Annotated in this window: 17 protein-coding genes; 11 read left to right on the plus strand and 6 right to left on the minus strand. The window is 52.6% G+C overall.

All coding sequences use genetic code 11. The features are described from left to right. Positions 1–40 precede the first annotated feature (40 nt). The 4 genes from LRP54_RS03580 to LRP54_RS03595 are packed head-to-tail and all read left to right on the plus strand — an operon-like array spanning position 41 to position 2,435. On the plus strand, positions 41–325 hold the full coding sequence (locus LRP54_RS03580; RefSeq protein ID WP_231234982.1) for a hypothetical protein: 285 nt from the start codon (positions 41–43) through the stop codon (positions 323–325). Next, on the plus strand, positions 322–717 hold the full coding sequence (locus LRP54_RS03585) for a hypothetical protein (RefSeq protein ID WP_231234983.1): 396 nt from the start codon (positions 322–324) through the stop codon (positions 715–717). Before LRP54_RS03580 ends, LRP54_RS03585 begins: the two co-directional genes overlap by 4 nt. Then, positions 704–1,879: a DUF2800 domain-containing protein gene (locus LRP54_RS03590; protein WP_231234984.1), complete on the plus strand. Its 1,176-nt coding sequence runs from the start codon at positions 704–706 to the stop codon at positions 1,877–1,879. The genes LRP54_RS03585 and LRP54_RS03590 overlap by 14 nt, the downstream gene beginning before the upstream one ends. Continuing rightward, positions 1,866–2,435, plus strand: coding sequence for a DUF2815 family protein (locus tag LRP54_RS03595; protein ID WP_231234985.1), 570 nt, complete (start codon positions 1,866–1,868; stop codon positions 2,433–2,435). The genes LRP54_RS03590 and LRP54_RS03595 overlap by 14 nt, the downstream gene beginning before the upstream one ends. A gap of 145 nt (positions 2,436–2,580) precedes the next feature. On the opposite strand, the gene LRP54_RS03600 is transcribed toward LRP54_RS03595, so the two are convergent. Then, a complete protein-coding gene (locus LRP54_RS03600; RefSeq protein WP_331274801.1) occupies positions 2,581–3,723 on the minus strand; it encodes an IS1249 family transposase in 1,143 nt (380 codons plus the stop codon). A 186-nt stretch (positions 3,724–3,909) separates the two neighbouring features. Between LRP54_RS03600 and LRP54_RS03605 the strand changes: the two genes are divergently transcribed. Continuing rightward, positions 3,910–5,898, plus strand: a complete 1,989-nt coding sequence (locus LRP54_RS03605; protein ID WP_231234986.1) for a restriction endonuclease — start codon at positions 3,910–3,912, stop codon at positions 5,896–5,898. A 248-nt stretch (positions 5,899–6,146) separates the two neighbouring features. On the opposite strand, the gene LRP54_RS03610 is transcribed toward LRP54_RS03605, so the two are convergent. The 5 genes from LRP54_RS03610 to LRP54_RS03630 all read right to left on the minus strand — a co-directional run bounded on the left by LRP54_RS03610 (position 6,147) and on the right by LRP54_RS03630 (position 14,180). After that, positions 6,147–7,772 carry a sensor histidine kinase gene (locus tag LRP54_RS03610; protein WP_231204528.1) on the minus strand — a complete coding sequence of 542 codons (1,626 nt, stop codon included), beginning with the start codon at positions 7,770–7,772 and terminating at the stop codon, positions 6,147–6,149. After that, complete coding sequence (gene cydC, locus LRP54_RS03615) at positions 7,769–9,616, minus strand: thiol reductant ABC exporter subunit CydC (protein WP_231234991.1); 1,848 nt, start codon at positions 9,614–9,616, stop codon at positions 7,769–7,771. Before cydC ends, LRP54_RS03610 begins: the two co-directional genes overlap by 4 nt. Then, positions 9,613–11,400 carry a thiol reductant ABC exporter subunit CydD gene (gene cydD, locus LRP54_RS03620; RefSeq protein WP_231204532.1) on the minus strand — a complete coding sequence of 596 codons (1,788 nt, stop codon included), beginning with the start codon at positions 11,398–11,400 and terminating at the stop codon, positions 9,613–9,615. The genes cydC and cydD overlap by 4 nt, the downstream gene beginning before the upstream one ends. Positions 11,401–11,502: 102 nt before the next feature. Next, entirely contained in the window at positions 11,503–12,621 is a 1,119-nt protein-coding gene (gene cydB / locus LRP54_RS03625; protein ID WP_231204534.1) for a cytochrome d ubiquinol oxidase subunit II, read from the minus strand. A gap of 17 nt (positions 12,622–12,638) precedes the next feature. Beyond that, complete coding sequence (locus LRP54_RS03630; RefSeq protein WP_231234992.1) at positions 12,639–14,180, minus strand: cytochrome ubiquinol oxidase subunit I; 1,542 nt, start codon at positions 14,178–14,180, stop codon at positions 12,639–12,641. 501 nt (positions 14,181–14,681) lie between these two features. On the opposite strand from LRP54_RS03630, the gene LRP54_RS03635 reads away from it, so the two are divergent. The 6 genes from LRP54_RS03635 (at position 14,682) to LRP54_RS03660 (ending at position 22,811) form a co-directional block, all read left to right on the plus strand. Beyond that, entirely contained in the window at positions 14,682–17,654 is a 2,973-nt protein-coding gene (locus LRP54_RS03635; RefSeq protein ID WP_231234994.1) for an Rne/Rng family ribonuclease, read from the plus strand. A 196-nt stretch (positions 17,655–17,850) separates the two neighbouring features. Next, positions 17,851–18,171: a 50S ribosomal protein L21 gene (rplU, locus tag LRP54_RS03640; protein ID WP_231204540.1), complete on the plus strand. Its 321-nt coding sequence runs from the start codon at positions 17,851–17,853 to the stop codon at positions 18,169–18,171. Positions 18,172–18,207: 36 nt separating this feature from the next. Beyond that, entirely contained in the window at positions 18,208–18,468 is a 261-nt protein-coding gene (gene rpmA / locus LRP54_RS03645; RefSeq protein WP_231204542.1) for a 50S ribosomal protein L27, read from the plus strand. A 259-nt stretch (positions 18,469–18,727) separates the two neighbouring features. Next, a complete protein-coding gene (gene obgE / locus LRP54_RS03650) occupies positions 18,728–20,251 on the plus strand; it encodes a GTPase ObgE (RefSeq protein ID WP_231204544.1) in 1,524 nt (507 codons plus the stop codon). Further along, a complete protein-coding gene (gene proB / locus LRP54_RS03655; RefSeq protein ID WP_231204608.1) occupies positions 20,251–21,357 on the plus strand; it encodes a glutamate 5-kinase in 1,107 nt (368 codons plus the stop codon). The genes obgE and proB overlap by 1 nt, the downstream gene beginning before the upstream one ends. Before the next feature lie 173 nt (positions 21,358–21,530). Continuing rightward, positions 21,531–22,811, plus strand: coding sequence for a glutamate-5-semialdehyde dehydrogenase (locus LRP54_RS03660; RefSeq protein ID WP_442984596.1), 1,281 nt, complete (start codon positions 21,531–21,533; stop codon positions 22,809–22,811). Positions 22,812–22,839: the final 28 nt, after the last annotated feature.

Below are 22,839 nucleotides of genomic sequence, written 5' to 3' on the forward strand. Positions count from 1 at the left end.
GGGCACAGCCCATTCCCTTGAATCTGTAGGAGGAAAACCGATGGATGACAAGATCACCATCACCGTCCCGTACCGCCAGCCCCGACATGCCGCGCCCCGTCTGCCGTGGTGGAAACGCGCCGCCATCTGGCTCGGGCTGCAGGCGGCACCTGAAACGGCCCAGATCAGCATCCCGACCCGCACGATGCGCTCAATGACCATCACCGGTGGTGACAACAGTTCCGATGATGCCCGCAAGTTGATGGATGCCATCTTGGCCAACCGGCCCAAGCCTGGCTCCCAGGGCAGCGAAAGCGAAGCAGCCGAGGGCGGTGAGATGGAATGAACCAGGCAACCGTCAACCGCATCATTGACGCGCTGAACCAGATCAGCCAGGCATCCTTCACCATCGCCCAAACCCTCTCCGAACAAGCCTGGGAGAACTTTGAGGATCACGCCGGGATGCCCGGCACCCGACCAGCAGAAGCCACCACCCCCAACCAACCCACCCAGACCAATAGCCAGGGTGAGGCGTTGCCGGTGGAAGACCCTCCCGGTTACATCTCGCTCGAGGATGCCCGCGCGGTGCTGGCTGACCTGTCCAGGACCGGTTTCACCACCCAAATCAAAGAACTCCTAGCGTCCTTCGGGGCAGAGAAACTATCCGAGGTTCCGGAAGCTGATCTGGGTGTGCTGGTGGATAAAGCACGAGAGGTGACTGGTCATGCCGCCCGGTAACCACGCACTCCTATCCGCCTCCTCATCACACCGGTGGCTCAACTGCACCCCCTCCGCACGCTTGGAAGCGGACCTGCCTGATAGTGAAACCCAGGCGGCCGCCCAAGGCACCACCGCCCACGCCCTAGCAGAGTGGAAGCTCCGCAAGGCGCTGGGCCAAGAAACCGGCACCCGCCCTGCAGACGGGTGGGTGGATGAGGAGATGGAAACTCACACGGATGACTACGTCGACTACGTCCTGACCACCCTCGCCAAGGCCCGCGAGTCTTGCCCGGATGCTCGGGTTCTGGTTGAGCAGCGTCTGGACTACTCCTATTGGGTTCCGGGCGGGTTTGGCACCGGTGACTGTGTGATCGTGGCAGAACCCGTGCTGCATGTCATTGACTTCAAGTACGGCCAAGGCGTCCTCGTTGAAGCCGCGGAGAATCCGCAGATGAAGCTCTACGCCCTGGGCGCGCTGCATCTGTTCGAAAAACTCTGGGACATCCACACCATCGAGCTGACCATTTTTCAGCCTCGCCGCCACAACCTGTCCACCTGGACCACCCCCATCACCGCCCTCAAACACTGGGCGCGCCATGACCTGTCGAAGGCAGCGAAGTTGGCGGCGGCTGGTGAGGGCGAGTTCTGTCCCGGGGCCTGGTGCACGTTTTGCAAACTCGCACCCACCTGCCGCGCCCGCGCCGAACAGCAGATGGAACTCGCACGGTATGAGTTCAAAGCCGCCCCACAGCTCACCGATAGCGAGGTGGCGGACATTCTCACCCGCCTCCCAGAACTCACCAAGTGGGCCAACGACATCCAGACCCACGCCCTGTCTCAAGCGGCAGAACACGGGAAGCGGTATCCGGGGTTCAAGCTGGTCGCCGGACGCACAGTACGTAAGTACACCGACGAGGCCGAAGTGGCCGCGGCGGCCGAAGCAGCCGGATTCACCAACATCTGGCGCAAGAACCTTCTTCCTGTGACTGGGTTGGAGAAAGCCATGGGCAGGAAACGGTTCGCGGAAGTGGTCGGGCCGCTGATCACCAAGCCACCAGGCAAACCCACCCTCGTCCCAGAAACCGACCCACGACCCGAACTTACCGCTGTGAGCGCGGCGGACGAGTTCACCCCGATCCACAACAACATTCCTCAAGGAGAAAAGCATGAACAACACTGACAAGACCATTGTGATGACCGGCATCGTGCGCCTGAGCTTCCTCAACTGTTGGGAGCCGAAGAGCATTCAGGGTGGTAAGCCCAAGTACTCGGCCTCGATCATCATCCCCAAGAGTGACACCGACACCATCGCCAAGATCGAAACGACCGTGGAGGCGGCGATCCAGGCTGGGGTTGGGAAGTTTGGTGGCAAGATCCCACCGCGAGGAGCCTTGAAGCTGCCCCTGCGTGATGGGGATACCGAACGTGACGACGAGGCCTATAAGGACTCGATGTTCGTCAACGCCAACAGCGTCACCCAGCCGGGAATCGTCGATGCCCAGGTGCGTCCCATCCTCGAACGCTCCGAGATGTACTCGGGTGTCTATGCCCGTGTCACTCTGGGGTTCTATGCGTTCAACACCAACGGCAACAAGGGCGTGGCGTGCGGACTGCGCAACATCCAGAAGATCCGCGACGGCGAACCGTTGGGTGGCCGCGTGTCTGCGGAGTCGGAGTTCACCGCGTTCAACGATCCCTTCACCGCGGCCTCTGGTGGGGATGACTTCCTCGCCTGAGTCTTGAACCTGGGGGGTCTTCTGTTGGTGGCCTGGGGCATGGAGAGCGGAAGCATCTTCGTTGCCCCGGGCCACCAGCCACACCCAGCACCCATCGTGGTTGGCTCCAGATTTGGCTTATACGACAGATCTTGTTGGTGGGGGTTTATTCGTTGATGGCCTTGAGCGTGTTGGTTGACCATGTGAGGTCGGCCCAGGTGATGGCTTGTCCCCAGTGTTGTTGGCGGGCTTGGTCGGTTTCTGCTTGGTGTTGTGCGGTTTGTTGGTAGAGTTCGTGGATCTGAGTGTCGGTGGGCATGAGGGTAGTGAGTTCACTGGCGGGGCGCGGGTTGCTTGTGTGCTGGTAGCGCCACCACATGCACGCTTTGATTTGGCGTAGTAGTGGCCAGCCACGATGTGTGCGCAGCATTGCTCTGAGTTGAGAGTTGAGTCCTTCGATTCGGTTGTTCGTAGCCGGGATCGGCTCACCGTCCATGTGGAGATGTGGGTCAAGGTAGGTGAACATGTCACCGGCTTTAACACGTCGGTTGATAAGGTTACGGGCAGCGACGAGACGCTCGTGAGTATTGACGATGCGCCCATCAGCTAGGCGTGTTTTTTCTGCCAGGGTCATTTTCCATTTCTGACACCACCTCGTGTAATGATCCAGCCAGGCGGTTTGCTCGTCTTGAGTGCGGATATGGGTCAGTGCTTTGGCTAGGGCGTAGAGCTCAACTCCTGCCTGATGGCGTGGCCTGCTGGTGGTGCGGGAACGAACATTGGCTTGAATGTGGAAAAGACAGCGCTGAATACGGGTGTTGGGCCATTGGGTGCGGCAAGCTTTCACGAATCCTGACCCGCCATCGGTGATAACAACATCAGGAGGAGCGATCTTGGCTAACAGGTCAGCCCACGAGCTTGCTCGTTCGCTTCGAGCCAGGTGCCAGGCAAGAACGTGTCGTGAGCTCATCGCGATCAGCAGGACGCAACGGTGAGCCAGATACAGGCCATCAACGTGGACAACGTGATGGACTTCGTCAACTGCCGGTGCGACAGGCCAGTATTCCCACGCCCTAGCGAGGCGACGCTGAAGTGTGCGTCCGCCACCGGCAAACTCTGCCAGGGTGAGTTTCCCGGTCACAAAGTCTATGAGCATCGCGATTTCGCGTGCTTTGGAATCCACGCGCGAATTCGTTGTAGCTGCACAGGCCTGGCAACGCCAACGCACCTTCTTCCCGGTCTTTGTTAAATACGATCCCCAGCGGATCATCCGAGCATGGCAAGTCTGGCAACGATGTAGTCGATTCACCCATCACCATTACACGCCCGGGAAAAAAAGGGGGAGTTAACGACCGAGTTTTGACCACCAACACACCACAAAAGTTCACTCCACACCAACAAGATTTGTCGTATAAACCCCACCCGACACCCCGAACCTAAGAACGGACCTTTCCGTGTCACTTCAACAAAAAACCCCTGATCTCACCAACAGGATTTGTCCAACCTTAAACTCCAGTCAAACCAACCTAAAAAGGCACCTTTCAGCACCAACACAACAAAAAACAAGAACCCCACCAACAAGATCTGTCGTATAGGCCTACTTGGTTCTTTCCAGGACCTCCTCGGGCGTGATAAGAGGACCGGCCTGATCAAGTCGAAGAACGAGTGGATTCACACCGTCAACTGGGACCTGGTGGTTTTCGACGAGTACCACTTCGGTGCCTGGCGGGACAACGCTAAGGCCCTCTTCGAAGGTGAGGATGAGAAAGAAGCGGCCAAGGAGCTCAAAGCTGAGTACCACGAGGGGCTGGCCGCCTTCGATGAAGAGCTCGACGAGCTCGGCAGCGATGAGGATGACTTTCTTCCTATCACAACACGCTCCTACCTCTACCTCTCGGGTACTCCTTTTAAGGCTCTGGCCACAGGCGAGTTCATTGAGGAGCAGATCTTCAACTGGACCTACACCGACGAGCAGCTCGCTAAGCGCCAATGGGCTGTTGAACATCCCGGTGAGTGGAACCCGTATGCCGCACTACCACAGATGCGTCTGCTGACCTACCGAATGCCCGATGACCTCGTGGCTATCGCGCACCAGGGTGAGTTCGACGAGTTCGACCTCAACACCTTCTTCGAGGCCACAGGTAGCGGTAACGAAGCTAGGTTTGTTCACGAGTCGGATGTACAAAAATGGCTGGACCTGATCCGTGGCGAGCATGCACCCACGCAGATGGACATGCTCAAAGCTGGCGGCCGCCCACCCTTCCCTTACGCGGATGCCCGTCTGCTTCCTTACCTCCAGCACTCGTTCTGGTACCTGCCGAACGTTGCTGCCTGCCAGGCCATGGCCAACCTGCTCGCTGCCCGACACAACACTTTCTGGCACCAATACCAGGTGATCGTCGCCGCTGGAGCGGGCACCGGTGTCGGAGTTGAAGCACTCCCACCTGTGCGTGAGGCGATCGGAGATGGGCACGATACAAAGACCATTACGCTCTCGTGCGGCAAACTCACCACCGGGGTAACCGTCAAGCAGTGGTCATCAATCCTCATGCTGCGCAACCTCACCAGCCCAGAGTCCTACTTCCAGGCCGCTTTTCGGGTACAGTCCCCGTGGGCGATTAAGAACCCCGATGGGGATGACCCAAGCCGGGAGAAGATCCTCAAGCCTGTCGGGTTCGTCTTTGACTTCGCGCCAACCCGTGCTCTGCGTCAGATTGCCGACTACGGCACGGGGCTTCATCCCGAGGCTAAGAGCCCCGAGCATGCCGTCGCTGAGCTCGTCAACTACCTGCCGGTACTGGCCTATGACGGCGCCTCGATGAAAGAGATCGACGCGGGCGAGGTGCTCGACATCGCCATGTCTGGAACCTCAGCCACCCTGCTGGCAAAGAAATGGGAGTCCGCGATCCTAGTCAACGTCGACAACATGACGCTCAAGAAGATCATGAACGACGAGCGTGCCATGGAGGCCATCCTTAATATCGAAGGATTCCGCGCCCTGGGTGCTAGCATCTTCGAGACCGTGGTGAACAAGAGTGAATCCGTATCGAAAACCAAAAAGGAAAAAGGCGACTCGCTGACCACGAAGGAGAAGAAGGAACTCTCAGCCGAGGAGAAGGACTACAAGTCCAAACGCAAGCAGATCCAGGAAAAGCTCATCAAGTTCGCTACCCGGATCCCCGCGTTCATGTACCTGACTGACTTTAGGGAGAACACGCTCTACGACGTCATCACCAAGATCGAGCCTGAACTGTTCAAACGAGTCACCGGCCTATCCGTGGAGGACTTCAACCTCCTGGTGAACCTGGGAGTCTTCAACTCCATCCACATGAACCAGGCAGTCTTTGCGTTCCGCCGCTACGAGGACGCCTCCCTGTCCTACGTGGGCTACGCCTCCCATGCGGAGCAAAAGCGCCGCAAAGACCTCCATAAAATCGGCCTCTACGACACCGTCATCACCATCGAAAGGAACAACCGGCGGTAACGAGCGGGCGGTTGGTCATCCCTTGTACCGAGTGCTTCATGATGAGCCGAATGCGGAGATGAGCTTCTTCGTATTCCGTGAAACATTGATGGGGTCAGCGGACTTTTTGTTGAAATAATGGTGGGCGAAATCTTTTATTCGTGGCGCTTAGATGCTGCACCATATTTCGTGAGCTACTTCCTAGAGTAAGGGTGAAATAGCAGTCCGCTAGTTTTAATGGGCGAGCATGAACACCCAGAATACGGCCCCTAAGATAACGGAGCACACCAAGTAATACGTGTACCACGTCCTCCAATACCATCTGACAGGGTAAAAGAACCTCCGTGCCTGCGCGCACGTTCCGTCATATTCGATAAACCTGAATTACGGGTACGATGAGGGTCAATTCCTTGACCATCATCTGCGATACTCACATGAATCATGCCGTCAGATTCTTGCCCTGTCACATCAATCCGTACTTGACCCGCTGTTGCGCGTGCATGACGAGCAATATTCGATAAGCCTTCACGCACCACAGCAACTACATCATCACTGAGATCCAAACCTACACGGGCCTCCAGATCAGCAATCATATTTTCTTCATGATCTTCATCCTGATTGATAGCATGGTCATCCAGACAAATCAGTAGCGAAGGCGCAAAACCTAAAAATGATCGTGATAAAGAAGACTCACGACGCACACGTTCAACTAAGCCCACTGTCCGGTCTGGTTCACGTAAGTCATGGACAATTGCCCGTATCTGCCGTACTGCCTCGTCAATCCCCGCCAAAGAATGATCTAAAGCTGCGATAAGTGTTTCACGGTCTAAATCGCCCGCATGAATTTTTTGTTTCGCAGCATCAAGACGCATACCTGTGGCAAAAAGCTGCTGAATAGCAAAATCATGCAGATCTCGGCCAATACGATCACGTTCATCAAGCAGGGAAGCCATATCCTCAGCATGACGGGCAGAAGCCAAAGCCAACGCTAAAGTCGCTTGAGAAGCCAAAGATTCAGCGAGGGTAAGCTCAGAAGAATCAAATTCTGGCGCTCCTTGAAGTCGCAGCAAAATAAGGACCCCAAGTGAACGGCCACGTGAACGCAGTGGCGCATACAATGCCGGTCCGAAAGTGGAAAGAACCGGCACCCTCAGCGACGTGGCGCGAGCTAAAGAATCCACGAGCATACCGGTACCTTCGGCGAGGACTTGCATGGCTCGTCCTTCAGCGGGAAAAACCGCGCCGAGGATACGATCTGCGTCATGCCCTTCGGTGATTTCAGCGGCCCAGGTGTCTCCAACGGAAGGTAAAACGATTACTGCGGTATCTGCACGTGCTACTTCACGTACTGTTTGGGCGATAAGGACCAGCGCATCTTCCTCATCCGTGCCTTCAAGCATGGTTGTTGTCAGTGACTGTGATGCTGTAATCCATCGTTCTCGGCGACGCGCATCGGAGTATAGTTGCGCGTTTTCAACGCCTACCCCTGTGGCGTGGGCTAAGGCCTCAACGATATGTGCTGTATGTTCATTAAAACCATGATGTGTTCCTGTGAGGTACATGCGTGCGTACATTCGTCCGTGGACGAGGATGGGAACACCAAGGAAATTTTCTATCCCGCTAAGTTCAGGGTAGTCAGATAAATCATTGAAAAGGAGATGCCCTGATGTGGGGATTTGAACGATGAGTTCTTGCGGAATAACGGCGAGTTTTTCACCGTGCATGATTTCCATGACGGTATCACCCCACGTGTCGATGACAGAAAGAGTCCCGTGGCGTGCTCCTGCTAAATGACATGCTTGTTCGACGAGGGCTTTGAGGGTACGTCGTGAATCAAGATTTGATGTGAGGTCAAGTACGGCTTCTAAAAGCCGAAAGTCAGATTTTTCGCTCATACGTGTTCCTGTTCATAGGCCCATCGGTAGGTGTGTGCATGTGTCAGGAGTTCTTCATGCGTGCCGTGAGCAACTATTGTTGCAGGTGCTTGAGGAGTATCTGCACGGCGGTCCATGACAAGGACGGTATCAGCATTTTCTAGTGCACTGAGTCTGTGACTGATGACGAGGACTGCGCGACCCAGGCGGGGGCGTAAGAGTTCTGTCAGTAATGTGTCAGCAGTAGGGGTGTCAAGGTGTTCACTTGCTTCGTCAAGGAGCATGAGTGGGGCAGGGCAGGCCAGAGCACGTGCCATCAGTAGTCGTCGGCGTTCTCCGCCTGAAATAGTTGTTCCTGCGGTTCCTAGTTGCGTGTTCAGACCTTCAGGTAGTGACTGGAGCCATGTGTCGAGTCCTACGGCGGATAGAAGTTGTGTTGCTTCTGTCTTACTTAGATCAGCGCGTGCAACTCGTAGGTTTTCTAAAACTGTGGTGGCGAATATATGCGCATCTTCAGTGGTGACAGTAAGGGCAGAAAAAATGGTGTCGTAATCAAGGTCGGCAATGTTATGCCCGTTGAGTGTCACCGTTCCTGCGTGTGGTTTAAGTAGGCCCGCTAAAGTCAGCAGGAGAGTGGTTTTTCCAATTCCTGATGGGCCAACGAGGGCGATACGTTCATTGGTAGCTAAAGTGAAATTGAGGTCCTCGGCAAGGGTTGGGCCACCTGGCCATCCGATTGCTAGGTTGTGAGCGTTGAGGATTGTATGAGGCGTGGTTTGGCTGCTGTCCTCATCCTTGCTTTGCAAGGGCAAAAGATTCTCTGTGTTGCGCTGGTCCGTGGTGTCCTGCTTTGCTGGGGCATAGTGAGTATTCGGTGTGGTTGTGTCGCCTCCGAGGAGTTCGTTAATACGTACGGCGGCAGCGGCGGAGCGAACTAGCTGTGCAGTAGCTGCTGAGAGTTCGGATGTTGTTTCAAATACGGAAAGAGGTGTGAGGACAATGACTGCGAGGAGCACAGGGAATAAAATTCCTTGTGTTGTTGCAGGTATACCCACGATGAGTGCCCCTATGACAGCCATTCCCATGGCGAGTCGATCAATTCCGGCAGCCCATCCTTGCAGTTGAGCTGTCCGCCTTGTTGTGTGAGTAAGTTCTGATTCAGTTGCTGAAATTGTGCGGAGAAGTGTGGGGAGTTGGCCGGTTACCTGTAGGTAGGGCGCTCCGTCCATCACTGTTTGGATGCTGCTGGAAAGTTGTGTACGTGCACTTCGTGTGGCTTCTTCCACTGTGCGTGTGGCGTGCATAGTGACAAGAGGAACACATACGCCAGAGATTAAAAGACAGATCGCAAGTATGAGGGCAGCTGCTGGGCTGAGGAAAGCAATTCCAATGATTGTGCCTATACCAACGATGGTGGCAACGGCAAAGGGCAAAATACTTTTGACAACTACATCACCGACATCGTCAACATCTGCTCCGGCACGTGCGAGCAGGTCACCGCGTGTTATGTGTGTGATCGTGTCAGCTTCGTAATTGGCGAGGGTTGCGTAGATTCCTTGGCGCAGGTTATCCATTCCTTCTAGGGCCACGTGGTGGCTTGCTAGTCGGCCAAGATAGCGCATTAATGCTCGTAAAACTCCGAAGAGTCGTACGGCGACTGCGGCAACTGTTAAGTGGAGGACAGGTGGGTGTTGGGAGGCGCGGGCAATGAGCCATGCGGATGTTGCAGATAGGCTGATTGCTGATCCTAAGCAAAGACATCCCAGAAGGAGTGCGAGCGCAAATTGTGTGCGGTTGACGTGCAGGAGTGTGAGGATGCGGCGTAGCGCGTTTCGTTCAGTAGAGGTGAGGAACACGGTGGTCATCGCATGTTTCCTTTTGTCGCGTCAAGAAGTTCAGGGAGTTCAAAGTGTGCGTGCTCGTGTGTACTGGTTGCGGCGAGGATGGGCCAGCGTTCAAAATCTGCGGCTGTTGCTTCCTGCGCTTTGATTGTGATGTGTTTGTCAGCGATTGATACGAGGGTTTGGCGGTGTGCTATGACGAGTACTGTGCGTCCTTGCGCGCGTAAGTGTTGGAGTGTGTTGAGGATGATTTCCTCGGTTGCTGCATCAAGATGCGCGGTAGGTTCATCGAAAATTACCAGTGGCGCGTCTGATATGAGGGCTCTGAGCAGGGCGAGTCTTTGTCGTTGCCCACCGGATAGTCCGATGCCGCCTTGTCCGATAGGTGTATCCCAGCCTTGGGGGAGTTTGTGGAGGACGGTGTCAAATCCTGCGGCATGTGCTGCCTTGCTCAGTTCGTCCTCGTTGGTGTCATGAATGAGGTTTTCACGCAGGGTTCCGGGAATAATCATGGGGTTTTGTGGTACCCAACTGACTTGCGCCCATAAAGAATCCGGGTTGATTGTTGTTATGTCGATACCGTCAATACTGATCTGGCCTTGCTGTGGGCGGATGAGACCAAGCATAGCCATGATTGTGGTGCTTTTACCGACTCCTGAAGGGCCAACGAGGACTGTAAGGGTGGCGGGAGTGATTGTGGCATTCAGGTCTGCTGGAGCCCATACGCCGCGTGCGGCAACTGATACATGTGTGAAAGTGAGTGAAGCGGTTCGTAAATTGGGGCAGGGGAGTGAGTCTGATAGTTCTTGTGGGTGTGCTGTGGTTGTGATGCTTTGGGAGTGTGCCTCATTGGGGAGGGGAGTTTCTAATATGTCGAATGCGGCGTTTGCGGCGGCTACTCCATTTGCTGAGGCGTGGAATTGTGCGCCGACTTGCCGTAGCGGTTCAAATACTTCAGGGGCTAGCATGATGACTGCTAGGCCGGAAAACAGCCCGATATTTCCATAAACCAGCCGCATACCGACTTCAACTGCGACAAGTGCGACAGATAGGGTGGCGATAAATTCGAGGACACCGCCTGAAAGAAAAGCAATGCGTAGCGTTGCCATTGTGATTTTTGTGTTTTTTTGTCCAATTTTTGCGAGGTGAGGGCGTGGTGCTTGTGCGCGTCCGAGGGCTTTCAGAGTGGGTAAGCCGGCCATGAGGTCAAGGAGCTGTTGGCTGAGGTGTTGCATGGAAAGCAGACGCGCAGAGGAAGAATCTTGAGTGAAACGCCCTATGAGGATCATGAAGATCGGGATGAGTGGAACGGTGAGGGCTGCGATAAATGCTGACCAGAAATCAATGAGAAGAATAGTTGCTAATGCCAGTGGGGTTACTGTGCTGACAAGGATGAGTTGGGGGAGGAAGCGGACAAAGTAGGGGCCAAGATCATCGAGTCCGCGTGTGAGTAGTGTCGTGGTGTGGGTACCTTTGACAGCAAGCCAGCGAGGACCAAGTGCGATGCTGTGATTGATAACTGCTTGTCGGAGGTCTTTAATTGCGGAATCGGCTGCTTTATGTGCTAAGGATTCTCGTAGTCCAATTAAGAGTGCACGGATAATGATGACGGTAAGTAGGCCCCAGAATAATGGCATGACTGAGCTGAAAGTTCCTGTTTCCTCAACGATGGGGGACAGTGTTGCTGCTATGAGTATTGATTGTCCGATGACAAGAGCTGCAGTGACGAGGCCAAGAAAAGCTGTCAAAAGAATGTGACGTCGTGCGCTATGTGCATATCGTAAGAGTCGAGGATCCAAGGGGCGCATAGGTCGTATATGTCTTTCTCAGGTGTAACGATACAGTTATTATGCAGCGCAACGGGGTCCTGCGCTTTTGAAACACAGGACCCCGTTGTTGGTTGGTTGAGGTCAGCCTGCGAGGAAGTTCTGACCGAGTCGGATCTTCTTTGGTAGCAGACCCGCATTTTCTTCGATGTCATTGATTGACACACGATGGCGGAATACCCAGTAAGACCATGCCACGTAGATGAGAACCACGGGGACGAAGCATACAGCCACGATGGTCATGACGGTGAGCGTCGATGTTGTGGAGGATGCTTGGTCGATGGTGAGTGAGTAAGCCGGGTTGATGTACGACTTCATCACTGCTGGAGCCATTGCGCTGAAGATCCATGTCACGGCAGCTGCAATTGCCAGTGCGGAGAACAGGAAGGATTTTCCTTCTGAACGCAGCGCGGACTGTGAGAAAACTGCTGACAGGATCAAGCAGATTGCTGCTACAGCGAGCGGAATCCATGCAAAGACGTTTGATACGTAAACGAATTGACCCCAGATAACCCACACAGCTGCAAGGAGTGTAGCGACCAGTGAGAGTGGTCCTGCGAGTGTATTGGAACGTTCACGGACAGGTCCTTCAGTTTTGAGTGCGAGGAACTGTGCTCCGTGGGACAGGCAGATCGCTAATACGACTACGCCACCGAGGATGGTGTAGGGGGTCAGGAGTGAGAAGAAGCCACCGGTGAGCTGATGAACGGATGTGTCAAGCATTCCAGCGACTTTATCGGCGGCAACGACTTTACCGTCGCGTCCGACAACTTCAATAGCCATGCCCTGAACGAGGTTAGCGAATGCTACACCGAGTAGTACGGGGACAAGCGCAGCGCAGACTGTGTGAATACGGTCCCAGATAGTGCGCCATGTGGCGGTGGCGATCTTGGAACGCCATTCCAGAGCTGTGATACGCAGAATGAGGCATACGAGAACCAGGAAAAGAGCCAGGTACATTCCGGAGAACATTGTGGCATACCATTCTGGGAAGGCTGCGAATGTGGCGCCACCTGCGGTTAAGAGCCATACTTCATTGCCATCCCAGTGTGGGCCAATGGTGCGGACAACTTGGGTGCGTTCGCGGTCATCGCGTGCAACGAGTGCTGAGAGGACGCCAACACCAAAGTCGAAGCCTTCGAGGACTAAGTACATTGTCCAAAGGACAGCGATAAGGATGAACCAGAGAATAGAAAGTGTCATTGTTCCGCTCCTTTTCCTCAGTATCCGAAGGAGAGGGCATCATGATCTGAAGCCTCATCGGATGCGGATTTTGCGTGAATACCTTCAAGCGCGTACCGCTTGATGAGCAGGATCCAAATGACACCGAGTGCTCCGTAGAGAAGGGTGAAAAGTACCATTGTGGTACCGACTTGCCATGCTGGAACCTGTGAAGAAAGACCAAAATCAGTCATCATGAGGACAGAACCAACGGGGTCGCCATTCATGAGGCCTTCGATATTTGGGTGAACAAGCCAAGGTTGGCGACCAATTTCTGTCATGATCCAACCAAATGATGCCGCAACAAATGGCATGGGGATACTCCACAAAGCAAAACGCCCAAGGGATTTCGATGTGGGGAGTTTACCTTTGCGTGTAGCGATCAAGCCCCAAATGGCCAAAATGGCTGAGAATGCTCCGAAGAGCATCATCAGGCGGAATGACCAGAATGTTGCCATTTGTGGAGGACGGAAGTCGTATTGTGAAGCGTCACCGTAGGTCGCAGTGAAATCTTTATTTGCGTTGAGCAGTTTGACCATGCGAGCTTGTTCATCGGCGATGCCTGCAACTGTCGCGTTGAAGTCGTTATGCGACATGAAAGCAGCTACGCCAGGAATTTCAAGGAATTTTGTTGGCTGTGACTCGTTGTTGAGTGGGCAGTCACCGAATTGTGCGACGGTGAATGCTGCGCCTTGAGTATCGACACACACGCCTTCGGCGGCAGCCATTTTCATTGGTTGATACTTAACGAGGTCTTGTCCTTGGAAGTGTCCGGTGATTGCTGTGCCAAGACCGCCGATAATAACGACGATGAGGCCGAAGCGAGCGACAGGGTGCCACACATTGCGTGCTTCAGTCAGCCCTGCTTCGCCACCTTCACGTGCTGCGCGTGTCAGCCACCATAAAGCAAAGCCGGCAACTAATGTGCCTGAAACTAGCCAAGCGGAGGTGATGACGTGGGTGTATTCCCATACTAAGAGGGGGTTGAGTACGACTTCAATGAAACCGAATGTGGTGTTGAGTTCAGCTCGGCCAGTTTCGGGGTTGAAAACAGCGCCTGTGGGGTGCTGCATCCATGAATTTGCCCCGAGAATCCATAGAGCTGAAACTGAAGTGCCGATAGCGGTAAGCCAAATGGTGGCGAGGTGCCATCCCTTTGAGAGGCGTCCCCAACCGAAGATCCACAGTCCAAGGAATGTTGATTCAAGGAAGAATGCGAGGAGAGCTTCAACTGCAAGAGGAGCACCGAAGATATCGCCGACGAAACGTGAGTATTCCGACCAGTTCATGCCGAACTGGAATTCCTGCACGATACCTGTGGCAACGCCTAATGCGAAGTTGATGAGAAGAATTTTGCCAAAGAAGCGTGTTGCTTGAAGCCATGCTTCTTTGCCGGTTTTTACCCAGAAAGTCTGCATAATGGCAACTAAAAGGGAAAGACCGATTGTCAGTGGAACCTGGAGGAAGTGGTAGACGGTAGTGATACCGAACTGCCAGCGCCCCAGGGTCAGCGCATCTAACGCTGTCTGAGCGAGGGGCATGGTGATGCCTTCCGATCGGGATAAAAATTGATGGACCAACGTCCTGAAAAACAGAACGTCATGCCATAAAAATACCCTCAATTTGCGGTGCGTCAACTGCTTTTGGGACTAAATTCCGTGACAGTTTTTAGCAATATGTCAGGTAAAAGAAATGCTTCCTTTTCGTTATGCGGAAAATAGGATTCTGACACTGAATACACTATATAAACCTTACGTAATTAAAAGTGGGAAATATCTCAGCCTAAGCTTTCATCTGATGAGGTGGTACAAGCCACCTGAGGCTGCACTGCTTGCCAGAGTGAACTATGGGAGAATGAGAGTGAAGATGGGAGTCACGATCGCACCATCGTGACGTGAGTTAAGCGTCGCCCAGATATGTGCTTCATGAGCACGTGGACGTACTCTCCGCCACTGCGGACCCACAGGCTTTCCGCCCCCATGCGGGGCGAGTTCAGGAAGCTACCGTTGGTGCAGGACGGCTGCTTCACATATGGGAGAGACGTGTCTAACGATCTGAATTTGCCGGAAACTCCAGCGGCATCATTGCTTTTTCGTGCACCCGAATTTCAAGCTCCTACTTTTCAGGCAGCGCCACCGGTCAGTACCTATTCGGCAGATGAGCCTACTCGCTCAACTCGTACACGCCAGCTACGAAAAACAAAGAATGCGCCTTCTGGCGAAGAAAAATTTTCAGATTCTGAGTTTTCGGATGAGGAAACGACAACGAAAAATCGTCGTCGCCGTTCGGTCCTTACATCGGAGGATCTACACAATGATGATGAAACGACCCCTTCATATCGTCGTAGACGCAGGCGGACTGTTTCTTCTGTGAATGATGATGAGCGTGCAGAAAAAGAAACTCAGCGTGCAGAATCTGACGATCAGAGCACGGATGCTGCTGAGGAATTTTCTGCAGCTTCATTACAGGTAGAGGATGCTTTTGACGAGGAAGTAACGACCACTCGTCGTCGTCGCCGTCGCCGTTCACATGCGGTCGCCGATGAAGAAATAGACTCGACTGACCTCACAGATCAAGTGAAAGCGTTGAAAGGCTCCACGCGTCTGGAAGCAAAAAAACAACGTCGTCGTGAAGGTCGCAAAGAAAATCGTCGTCGTCATTCCATCACAGAATCAGAGTTCTTAGCGCGGCGCGAATCTGTTAATCGTGTCATGGTTATCCGTCATCAGGATGGATTAGATCAGGTTGCTGTTCTTGAAGACGACCTTTTAGTGGAGCACTATGTGGCCCGTCGAACTCACGGGACAATGGTTGGCAATATTTACTTGGGACGTGTACAAAATGTGCTGCCCTCAATGGAAGCTGCTTTCGTTGATATTGGACGGGGACGTAACGCTGTTTTATACGCAGGTGAAGTGAACTGGGATGCTGTTGGCTTAGAAGGCCGTCCTCGGCGTATTGAGTCAGCCCTAAAAAGTGGCGATCCTGTTCTTGTTCAAGTAACCAAAGATCCCATCATGCATAAGGGAGCGCGACTGACCAGTCAGATCACCCTTGCTGGACGCTATCTTGTGTTGATTCCTGGCGGTTCAATGATGGGTATTTCACGTAAATTACCTGAGAAAGAACGTCAGCGTCTGAAACGAATATTGAAACAGATAGTCCCTGACAATACCGGTGTGATTGTTCGTACCGCAGCTGAAGGTGCAACGGAAGAACAAATACGTGATGATGTGTCGCGCCTGACAAAACAGTGGGCGGATATTGAGTCAAAAAAGAATAATGGAAAGTCAGCCCCTGTTCTTCTGCGCGGCGAGCCAGATCTTGCTGTCCGTGTAGTGCGGGATCTGTTTAACGAGGATTTTGCTTCGCTGATTATTCAAGGGAAAGAAACCTATCAGCGGGTCAAAGAGTATGTCGAAGAATTATCTCCTGAACTGTCTGAGCGCGTTCAACTGTGGACCTCGCACGAAGATATTTTTGCCGCTCACCGCATAGATGAGCAGCTATCGAAAGGAATGGACAGAAAGGTTTGGCTGCCCAGCGGCGGTACTCTCATCATTGATCGCACGGAAGCAATGACGGTCATTGACGTAAATACCGGTAAATTTATCGGAGCTGGTGGCACCCTTGAAGAAACGGTAACGCGTAACAATCTTGAAGCCGCTGAAGAAATTGTGAGGCAACTGCGCCTACGCGATATCGGTGGGATTGTCATTATTGACTTTGTTGACATGGTTCTTGAATCGAATCGAGATCTTGTGTTACGCCGTCTTGTTGAATGTTTGGGTCGTGATCGTACACGGCATCAAGTCACAGAAATTACTTCTTTAGGCTTAGTCCAAATGACACGTAAACGTGCTGGTGAAGGTCTTGTTGAAGCTTTTTCAACAACCTGCCAGTCCTGTGAAGGACGCGGCTTTATCGTGCATCAACACCCCGTGGAAGCTGATGGAAGCCATGCCGGTGGTGCAAAGAGCACTCGTAAAAAGAAAAACATGGCAGAGCCGCGTCGCATTGAAGAAGGGCCTGAGCGTGAACGTGCCCGTGAAGCTTTGAGCGCTATCGCAGCGGCAACATCACAAAAAGATGATGCAACGTTTAACGCAACTGAGGAAGGAACGCCAGAGCCAGAAAAAACGGCAGATGGTTTGTCGGAAGCACCGCGATCGGCACGTTCGCGCGGAAAGCGAAAACAGCTTATAGCTGATATGCATGAAGCTGAAAAAGCGACAAGGCAACTCGCTGACCGTGAGACGGGCGTTGAAAGTACTGAAGAAATCGCACAGACGCCTGTTACTTCAAAAACTCGTCGTGTTCGACACATGGTGACAGCGCCCGTGCTAGAACCTCCGATTACACAACCTGTGTCTGAGACGACTCAAGAAAATACTCAGGAACAGTCCGTTTCGGATATGTTGCAATCTGAGGAAGTAAAAGAAGCTTCCGTAACATCCTCATCTGCACAGGGGGAGGTGCGAGGGCGAGCTCATACAACTCGTCGCGGACAATCGCATGACGAAACCTCGCGCAATCACGCGCAACAAAAGAAAACACGTCAAGCTGCTCGTCGAACTGTAAAAAAACAGTTCACTGATACGGATACTGCCGTGACAGGGGCGTCGCAGGAAAAAGATGAAGTGAGTCTGGGTGAATATGCGGAGGTTGTCATAAGCGACCTTTCAGGTAGCAGTGAAACAGTATCCCAGCGGAAACGATCTGCGACTACCTCGACGGGGCGAAAAACGTCACGAGGTAGCGAAAAATCTGGTCAGGTGAAATCCACCACTCGTCGCCGTCGGAGTGTAACGGCTCAGTCGATTGAGCCGGAAACATCAGAGAATCCGGTGACGCTGGAATTGCCACCGGTCCGCACAGGTACGAGTGCGCGCGCGACGGTAGCACTCAATGACATTATCTTGCCCGAGCGCACACAAGCGGCTCAACAGACTAAACGTCGCCGTCGAGCTGTGAGCACAGGGATAGTCTCACCAGAATCTACGGGGGAGGCATAGAAAGAGCTTTGATAGGGCATACGCATAAGAGGTGTGGAATCGCACAATCAAAATGAGTAATAAATGTCCCTGTCAGCTTGCTGTGACGAATGTTTTCAGCTAAATTTATACGTCGGCACAACGAGTGCCAACGGAATAACTATTGTCTGTTTACGTTTGACGTAAGATATGTATTCCGTCCCACATACCAAAAGAGATGAGCTTTAACGTGGTCTACGCGATCGTCAAGGCCGGCGGCCGACAGGAAAAAGTGTCCGTCGGTGACGTCGTTGTCGTCGATAAGTTGGCTGAGGAAATCGGTTCCAGCATTGAACTCCAGCCTCTGATGCTGGTTGATGGTGACAACGTCACTGTTGATTCTGCTTCCTTGGAGAAGGTCACCGTCAAAGCTGAGGTCGTGGACCGTGCAAAAGGCCCGAAGATCTCCATCATCAAGTACAAGAACAAGACCGGCTACCGTAAGCGCCAAGGTCACCGTCAGAAGATGTCGGTCGTCAAGATCACTGAGATCGCCTGACATTAGCTGGAGTACAAGCAGAAAGTAGGTGCTCTGATGGCACATAAGAAGGGCTTGGGTTCTTCCCGTAACGGCCGTGACTCGAATGCTCAGCGCTTGGGCGTGAAGCGTTATGGTGGCCAGTTTGTTAAAGCCGGCGAAATCCTTGTTCGTCAGCGTGGCACGCACTTTCACCCAGGTGAAGGCGTAGGACGCGGTAAAGACGATACGCTCTTTGCTTTGCGTGCTGGCGAAGTAGAATTTGCTACTCGTCGTGACCGCAAGGTTGTCAACATCGTCGAGTCTGTCTCAGCCTGAGACATCTCATACTTAAGAGGCGTTCGGCTTAGCCGGACGCCTCTTTACACATACGCGCTCTGTAAAACACTGTTTGACCAGAGCAGCTTGCATGCTGATGTTGCAGTTGTGATATGAATTCAGCCTGCATTTATACCCCGCGTACCTGACATAGTGACTACCACATATCTGATGCCTGAAGGAACGTAAATAAATATCTGATCTTGATGGTACGTACAGGTAGGGTTTATATGTATTAGGGTCGCAACTAGGAGGAAAAATGACGAGTTTCGTTGATCGGGTCACCATTTACGCTGCAGGTGGTAATGGTGGGCACGGAGTTGCCTCTGTGAAACGTGAAAAGTTTAAGCCTCTAGGCGGCCCAGATGGTGGTGACGGAGGAAATGGTGGATCCGTTATTTTGGAAGTGGATCCTCAAGTCACCACCTTGCTGACCTACCACCGTAGCCCGCATCAACGCGCCCATAACGGTACGCAAGGGATGGGAGATTTTCGTCAAGGAAAAAATGGCGAGGATATTATTCTTCCTGTTCCGGATGGAACAGTTGTAAAAACTGCTTCAGGTGAACTCCTCGCTGATATGACAGGGGCGGGCACACGCTGTGTGATTGCAGAAGGTGGACGAGGGGGCTTAGGTAATGCCGCTCTCGCCTCGAAAGCTCGGAAAGCCCCGGGTTTCGCTCTCCTTGGTGAACCTGGTGAGGAACGCCAAATAATTCTTGAACTTAAATCCGTTGCAGATGTGGCTCTTGTTGGATTCCCTTCGGCAGGAAAATCCTCACTTATTGCCGCGATGTCGGCTGCTCGACCGAAGATTGCTGATTATCCTTTCACCACGCTTGTGCCCAATCTTGGTGTTGTGCAAGCGGGAGATTCTCGTTTCACAATGGCGGATGTTCCGGGTCTTATCCCCGGTGCTTCAGCTGGTAAGGGATTGGGATTAGATTTCCTACGTCATATTGAACGTTGTGGTGTGATTGCCCATGTTTTAGATACTGCGGCTTACGAAACTGATCGTGACCCTGTGAGCGATTTACGTACCATTGAAGCAGAGCTTGCAGCGTATGAAAGTGATCTCGGAGTTGTTGAAGGCTACGTCCCGTTAATGCAGCGTCCACGCATTATTGTGTTGAATAAAATTGATATCCCCGATGGGCGTGACCTTGCGCAGATTACTCGTGCGGACCTTGAATCTTTCGGATGGCCAATACATGAAGTTTCAGCGGTATCGCATGAGGGCCTACGCGCTTTGTCATTTGTTTTAGCCACTATGGTTGAAGAACATCGAGTGCAATTACCTCAGGAAAAAACTCGTCAGATCCTGCGGCCTGCCCCTGTGGGAACTCGTCGTACCATTACTGTGAATGCTGTTCAACATGCTGGTGAAACAGTGTATCAAGTGCGTGGTTCTCAACCGGAACGCTGGGTGAAACAAACTGATTTCACTAATGATGAGGCTGTTGGCTACCTTGCGGATCGTTTGGCAGCTGCCGGTGTGGAGGATCTCCTTATGAAAGCCGGAGCAATCGCGGGGGATACTGTTGTCATTGGTGACTTGCATGAAGGTGTCCTATTTGACTGGGAGCCGACATTAACTACAGGTCCTGAACTTCTAGGTAGTCGTGGAACAGATATGCGTATTGACCAAAGCTCTCGTCCGACACGTCGAGAACGCCGTCAGCATTTCCATGAAGTCATGGACGCGAAAACTGCTGCCCGTGAAGAACTGTGGATGGATCGTTTAGCAGGAAAATGGGCTGGTCCCGATGAGGATGAATTGTGATGATGACGGAAGCGTTAGCGAAGGCGCGAAGAATTGTTGTCAAAATTGGCTCATCATCGTTAACTCGTGCAGATGGTGGCTTAAATCTGAATCGTATCGACACGGTTGCACGGTTGGCTGCTCAATGGCAGGGCAGTGGACGTGAAATCGTTATTGTGTCATCAGGTGCGGTAGCTGCAGGTCTTGCGCCTTTAGGATTGGAACGTCGCCCGAAAGACCTTGCTCATGTTCAAGCTGCCGCAGCAATGGGACAGGGACTTTTAATCGCTCACTGGTCAACTGCTTTTCAATCACATCATCGTCATGCGGCTCAAGTTCTTTTGACAACAGCCGATATTATGCGTCGTGACCATTACACGAATGCTCGGCAAGCTCTTGAACGTTTGCTGGCATACGGTGTTGTACCGATCATTAATGAAAATGATGCGGTGACTACACGGGAAGTGCGTTTTGGGGATAATGACCGTTTAGCAGCTCATGTGGCGCAGCTTGTAGGGGCTGATGTCCTCGTGTTGTTAACAGACGTGGACGGCTTGTACACGGCTCCTCCAACACATGAGGGGGCGCAGTTTATCTCTGAAGTGAAAACAAGTGATGATATAGCGGATTTACTGATTACAGGGGCTGGTTCTGCGGTTGGTTCAGGAGGAATGGTAACGAAAGTGCAGGCCGCTTCTATGGCAACCTGCGCGGGGATCGGTGTCATTTTGGCTAATGCAGATCAGATAGCTGATGTTTTGACTGGTCATCGTGTAGGCACATGGTTCCATCCCACTTCGTCACGACCTGCATCACGTACTTTGTGGATTGCTTACGCCGCACAATCTCAAGGCGAACTTTTCATTGATGAAGGCGCTGTACACGCGATCACCGTTGGGAAGAAATCGTTGCTTGCAGCAGGCATACGCGGGGTGCATGGAAATTTCATTTCAGGAGATGTCGTTGATATTGTTGGTGAAAAAGGGCTCGTAGCGCGCGGTCTTACCGCTTATGATTGGGAAACGGTCGAAGCAATTCTTGGGGGTAGCCGCGAAGATTTAGTGGCTCAAGGCTGGGAAAATCCGCGCCCTGTGATTCATCGTGATGATTTAGCAATCATCGTGTAAATACGAGCTTTTTGATACGGCATAGATCAAAACTTGCACGTTCATTCCTGCAAATAAGTGACGTGTTTCGTTTCCCTGTGTTTCTTGGCATCTCATATGGAGGGTAAGAACGTATATGCTATTGACATTTGTCGATGCGTATATGAAGGAAACGAGGGGAGCATAGTCCGATGATTCAAGAAACTGTGGACATTTCGGCTCTTACGCGGGCTGCGCGTCAAGCTGCGCGTCATCTGGCAGGGGCGAGTACGCGGACTAAAAATGCTGCTCTAGAAGCGATTGCGCAAGCAATCCTGCAACATAGCGACGAAATTTTAGAGGCAAACGCGCAAGATGTAGCTAAAGCTCGTTTGAGTGGAATGTCAGAAGGACTTATTGACCGTCTCATGTTGACAGCACCTCGTCTGTGCAATATTGCTGAGGCTGTTCGCCATATTATCGGACTTGCTGACCCGGTTGGTCGTATTTTGCGTGGATACACCACAGAGGCAGGCTTAAGTGTGCAGCAAATCAGTGTGCCTATAGGTGTTATCGGCATGATTTATGAGGCGCGTCCAAATGTCACTATTGATGCGGCAAGCCTTGCCTTAAAAGCAGGAAATGCCGTGATTTTGCGTGGGGGCAGTGCCGCCGAAATAACAAATCATACGATCATCACCGTTATGCGTGAAGCGGTTACGGCCGTGGGTTTACATCCTGATGTGATTTCTACTGTTGACCCGTGGGGGCGTGCGGGGGCAAAAGCAATGATGCGTGCTCATGGTGACATTGATGTACTTATTCCCAGGGGTGGAGCTAGCTTAATCCGTGCAGTGGTTCAGGAATCATGCGTTCCTGTGATTGAAACAGGAGTGGGGAATTGTCACGTATATGTGGATGCGGAAGCAGATTTGGATGCTGCTGAAAAAATCGTTATGAACTCAAAAACGCAGCGAGTAGGTGTATGTAATGCGGCGGAGACTTTACTTGTGCATTCCGCTGTTGCTCCGCTTTTCCTTCCTGTGATCGTAGAGGAGCTGACCAAAGCTGGGGTGAGTATCCATGCGTGTGAAAATACTCGTCGTATTTTGCGTGAATCTGATCGAGATCAGTGGCATGGTGTTCTTCCTGCGCAAGAAGTGGATTGGGCGACTGAGTATTTATCTTTAGATATTGCTGTGAAGATTGTGAAGAGTATTGATGAGGCGATCGAACATATTCGTACATACTCATCAGGTCACACTGAAGCGATCTGTACATCGAGTCTGCGATCGGCACAGCGTTTTCGTACGGAAATTGATGCAGCGGCCATTGCAATTAATGCGTCAACACGTTTTACGGATGGTGGGCAGCTAGGACTTGGTGCGGAAATAGGTATTTCCACACAGAAACTTCATGCGCGTGGGCCGATGGGTTTGGAAGAACTCACAACAAGTACATGGATTTTTGAAGGCCAAGGAACGGTACGGCCTTAAAATGCGTGTAGTAAATCAAGGTATTGTT

Source organism: Schaalia sp. lx-100, from assembly GCF_021083625.1.
Classification (GTDB): Bacteria; Actinomycetota; Actinomycetes; order Actinomycetales; family Actinomycetaceae; genus Pauljensenia.

What these genes read in the sequence shown, in the direction of transcription:
- LRP54_RS03580 (WP_231234982.1), top strand. Translation starts at nt 41, where the DNA reads ATGGATGACAAGATCACCATCACCGTCCCGTACCGCCAGCCCCGACAT.
- cydB (WP_231204534.1), bottom strand. Translation starts at nt 12,621, where the DNA reads ATGACACTTTCTATTCTCTGGTTCATCCTTATCGCTGTCCTTTGGACA.
- cydC (WP_231234991.1), bottom strand. Translation starts at nt 9,616, where the DNA reads ATGACCACCGTGTTCCTCACCTCTACTGAACGAAACGCGCTACGCCGC.
- LRP54_RS03585 (WP_231234983.1), top strand. Translation starts at nt 322, where the DNA reads ATGAACCAGGCAACCGTCAACCGCATCATTGACGCGCTGAACCAGATC.
- LRP54_RS03595 (WP_231234985.1), top strand. Translation starts at nt 1,866, where the DNA reads ATGAACAACACTGACAAGACCATTGTGATGACCGGCATCGTGCGCCTG.
- LRP54_RS03590 (WP_231234984.1), top strand. Translation starts at nt 704, where the DNA reads ATGCCGCCCGGTAACCACGCACTCCTATCCGCCTCCTCATCACACCGG.
- cydD (WP_231204532.1), bottom strand. Translation starts at nt 11,400, where the DNA reads ATGCGCCCCTTGGATCCTCGACTCTTACGATATGCACATAGCGCACGA.
- proB (WP_231204608.1), top strand. Translation starts at nt 20,251, where the DNA reads ATGATGACGGAAGCGTTAGCGAAGGCGCGAAGAATTGTTGTCAAAATT.
- rplU (WP_231204540.1), top strand. Translation starts at nt 17,851, where the DNA reads ATGAGCTTTAACGTGGTCTACGCGATCGTCAAGGCCGGCGGCCGACAG.
- LRP54_RS03610 (WP_231204528.1), bottom strand. Translation starts at nt 7,772, where the DNA reads ATGAGCGAAAAATCTGACTTTCGGCTTTTAGAAGCCGTACTTGACCTC.
- rpmA (WP_231204542.1), top strand. Translation starts at nt 18,208, where the DNA reads ATGGCACATAAGAAGGGCTTGGGTTCTTCCCGTAACGGCCGTGACTCG.
- obgE (WP_231204544.1), top strand. Translation starts at nt 18,728, where the DNA reads ATGACGAGTTTCGTTGATCGGGTCACCATTTACGCTGCAGGTGGTAAT.
- LRP54_RS03630 (WP_231234992.1), bottom strand. Translation starts at nt 14,180, where the DNA reads ATGCCCCTCGCTCAGACAGCGTTAGATGCGCTGACCCTGGGGCGCTGG.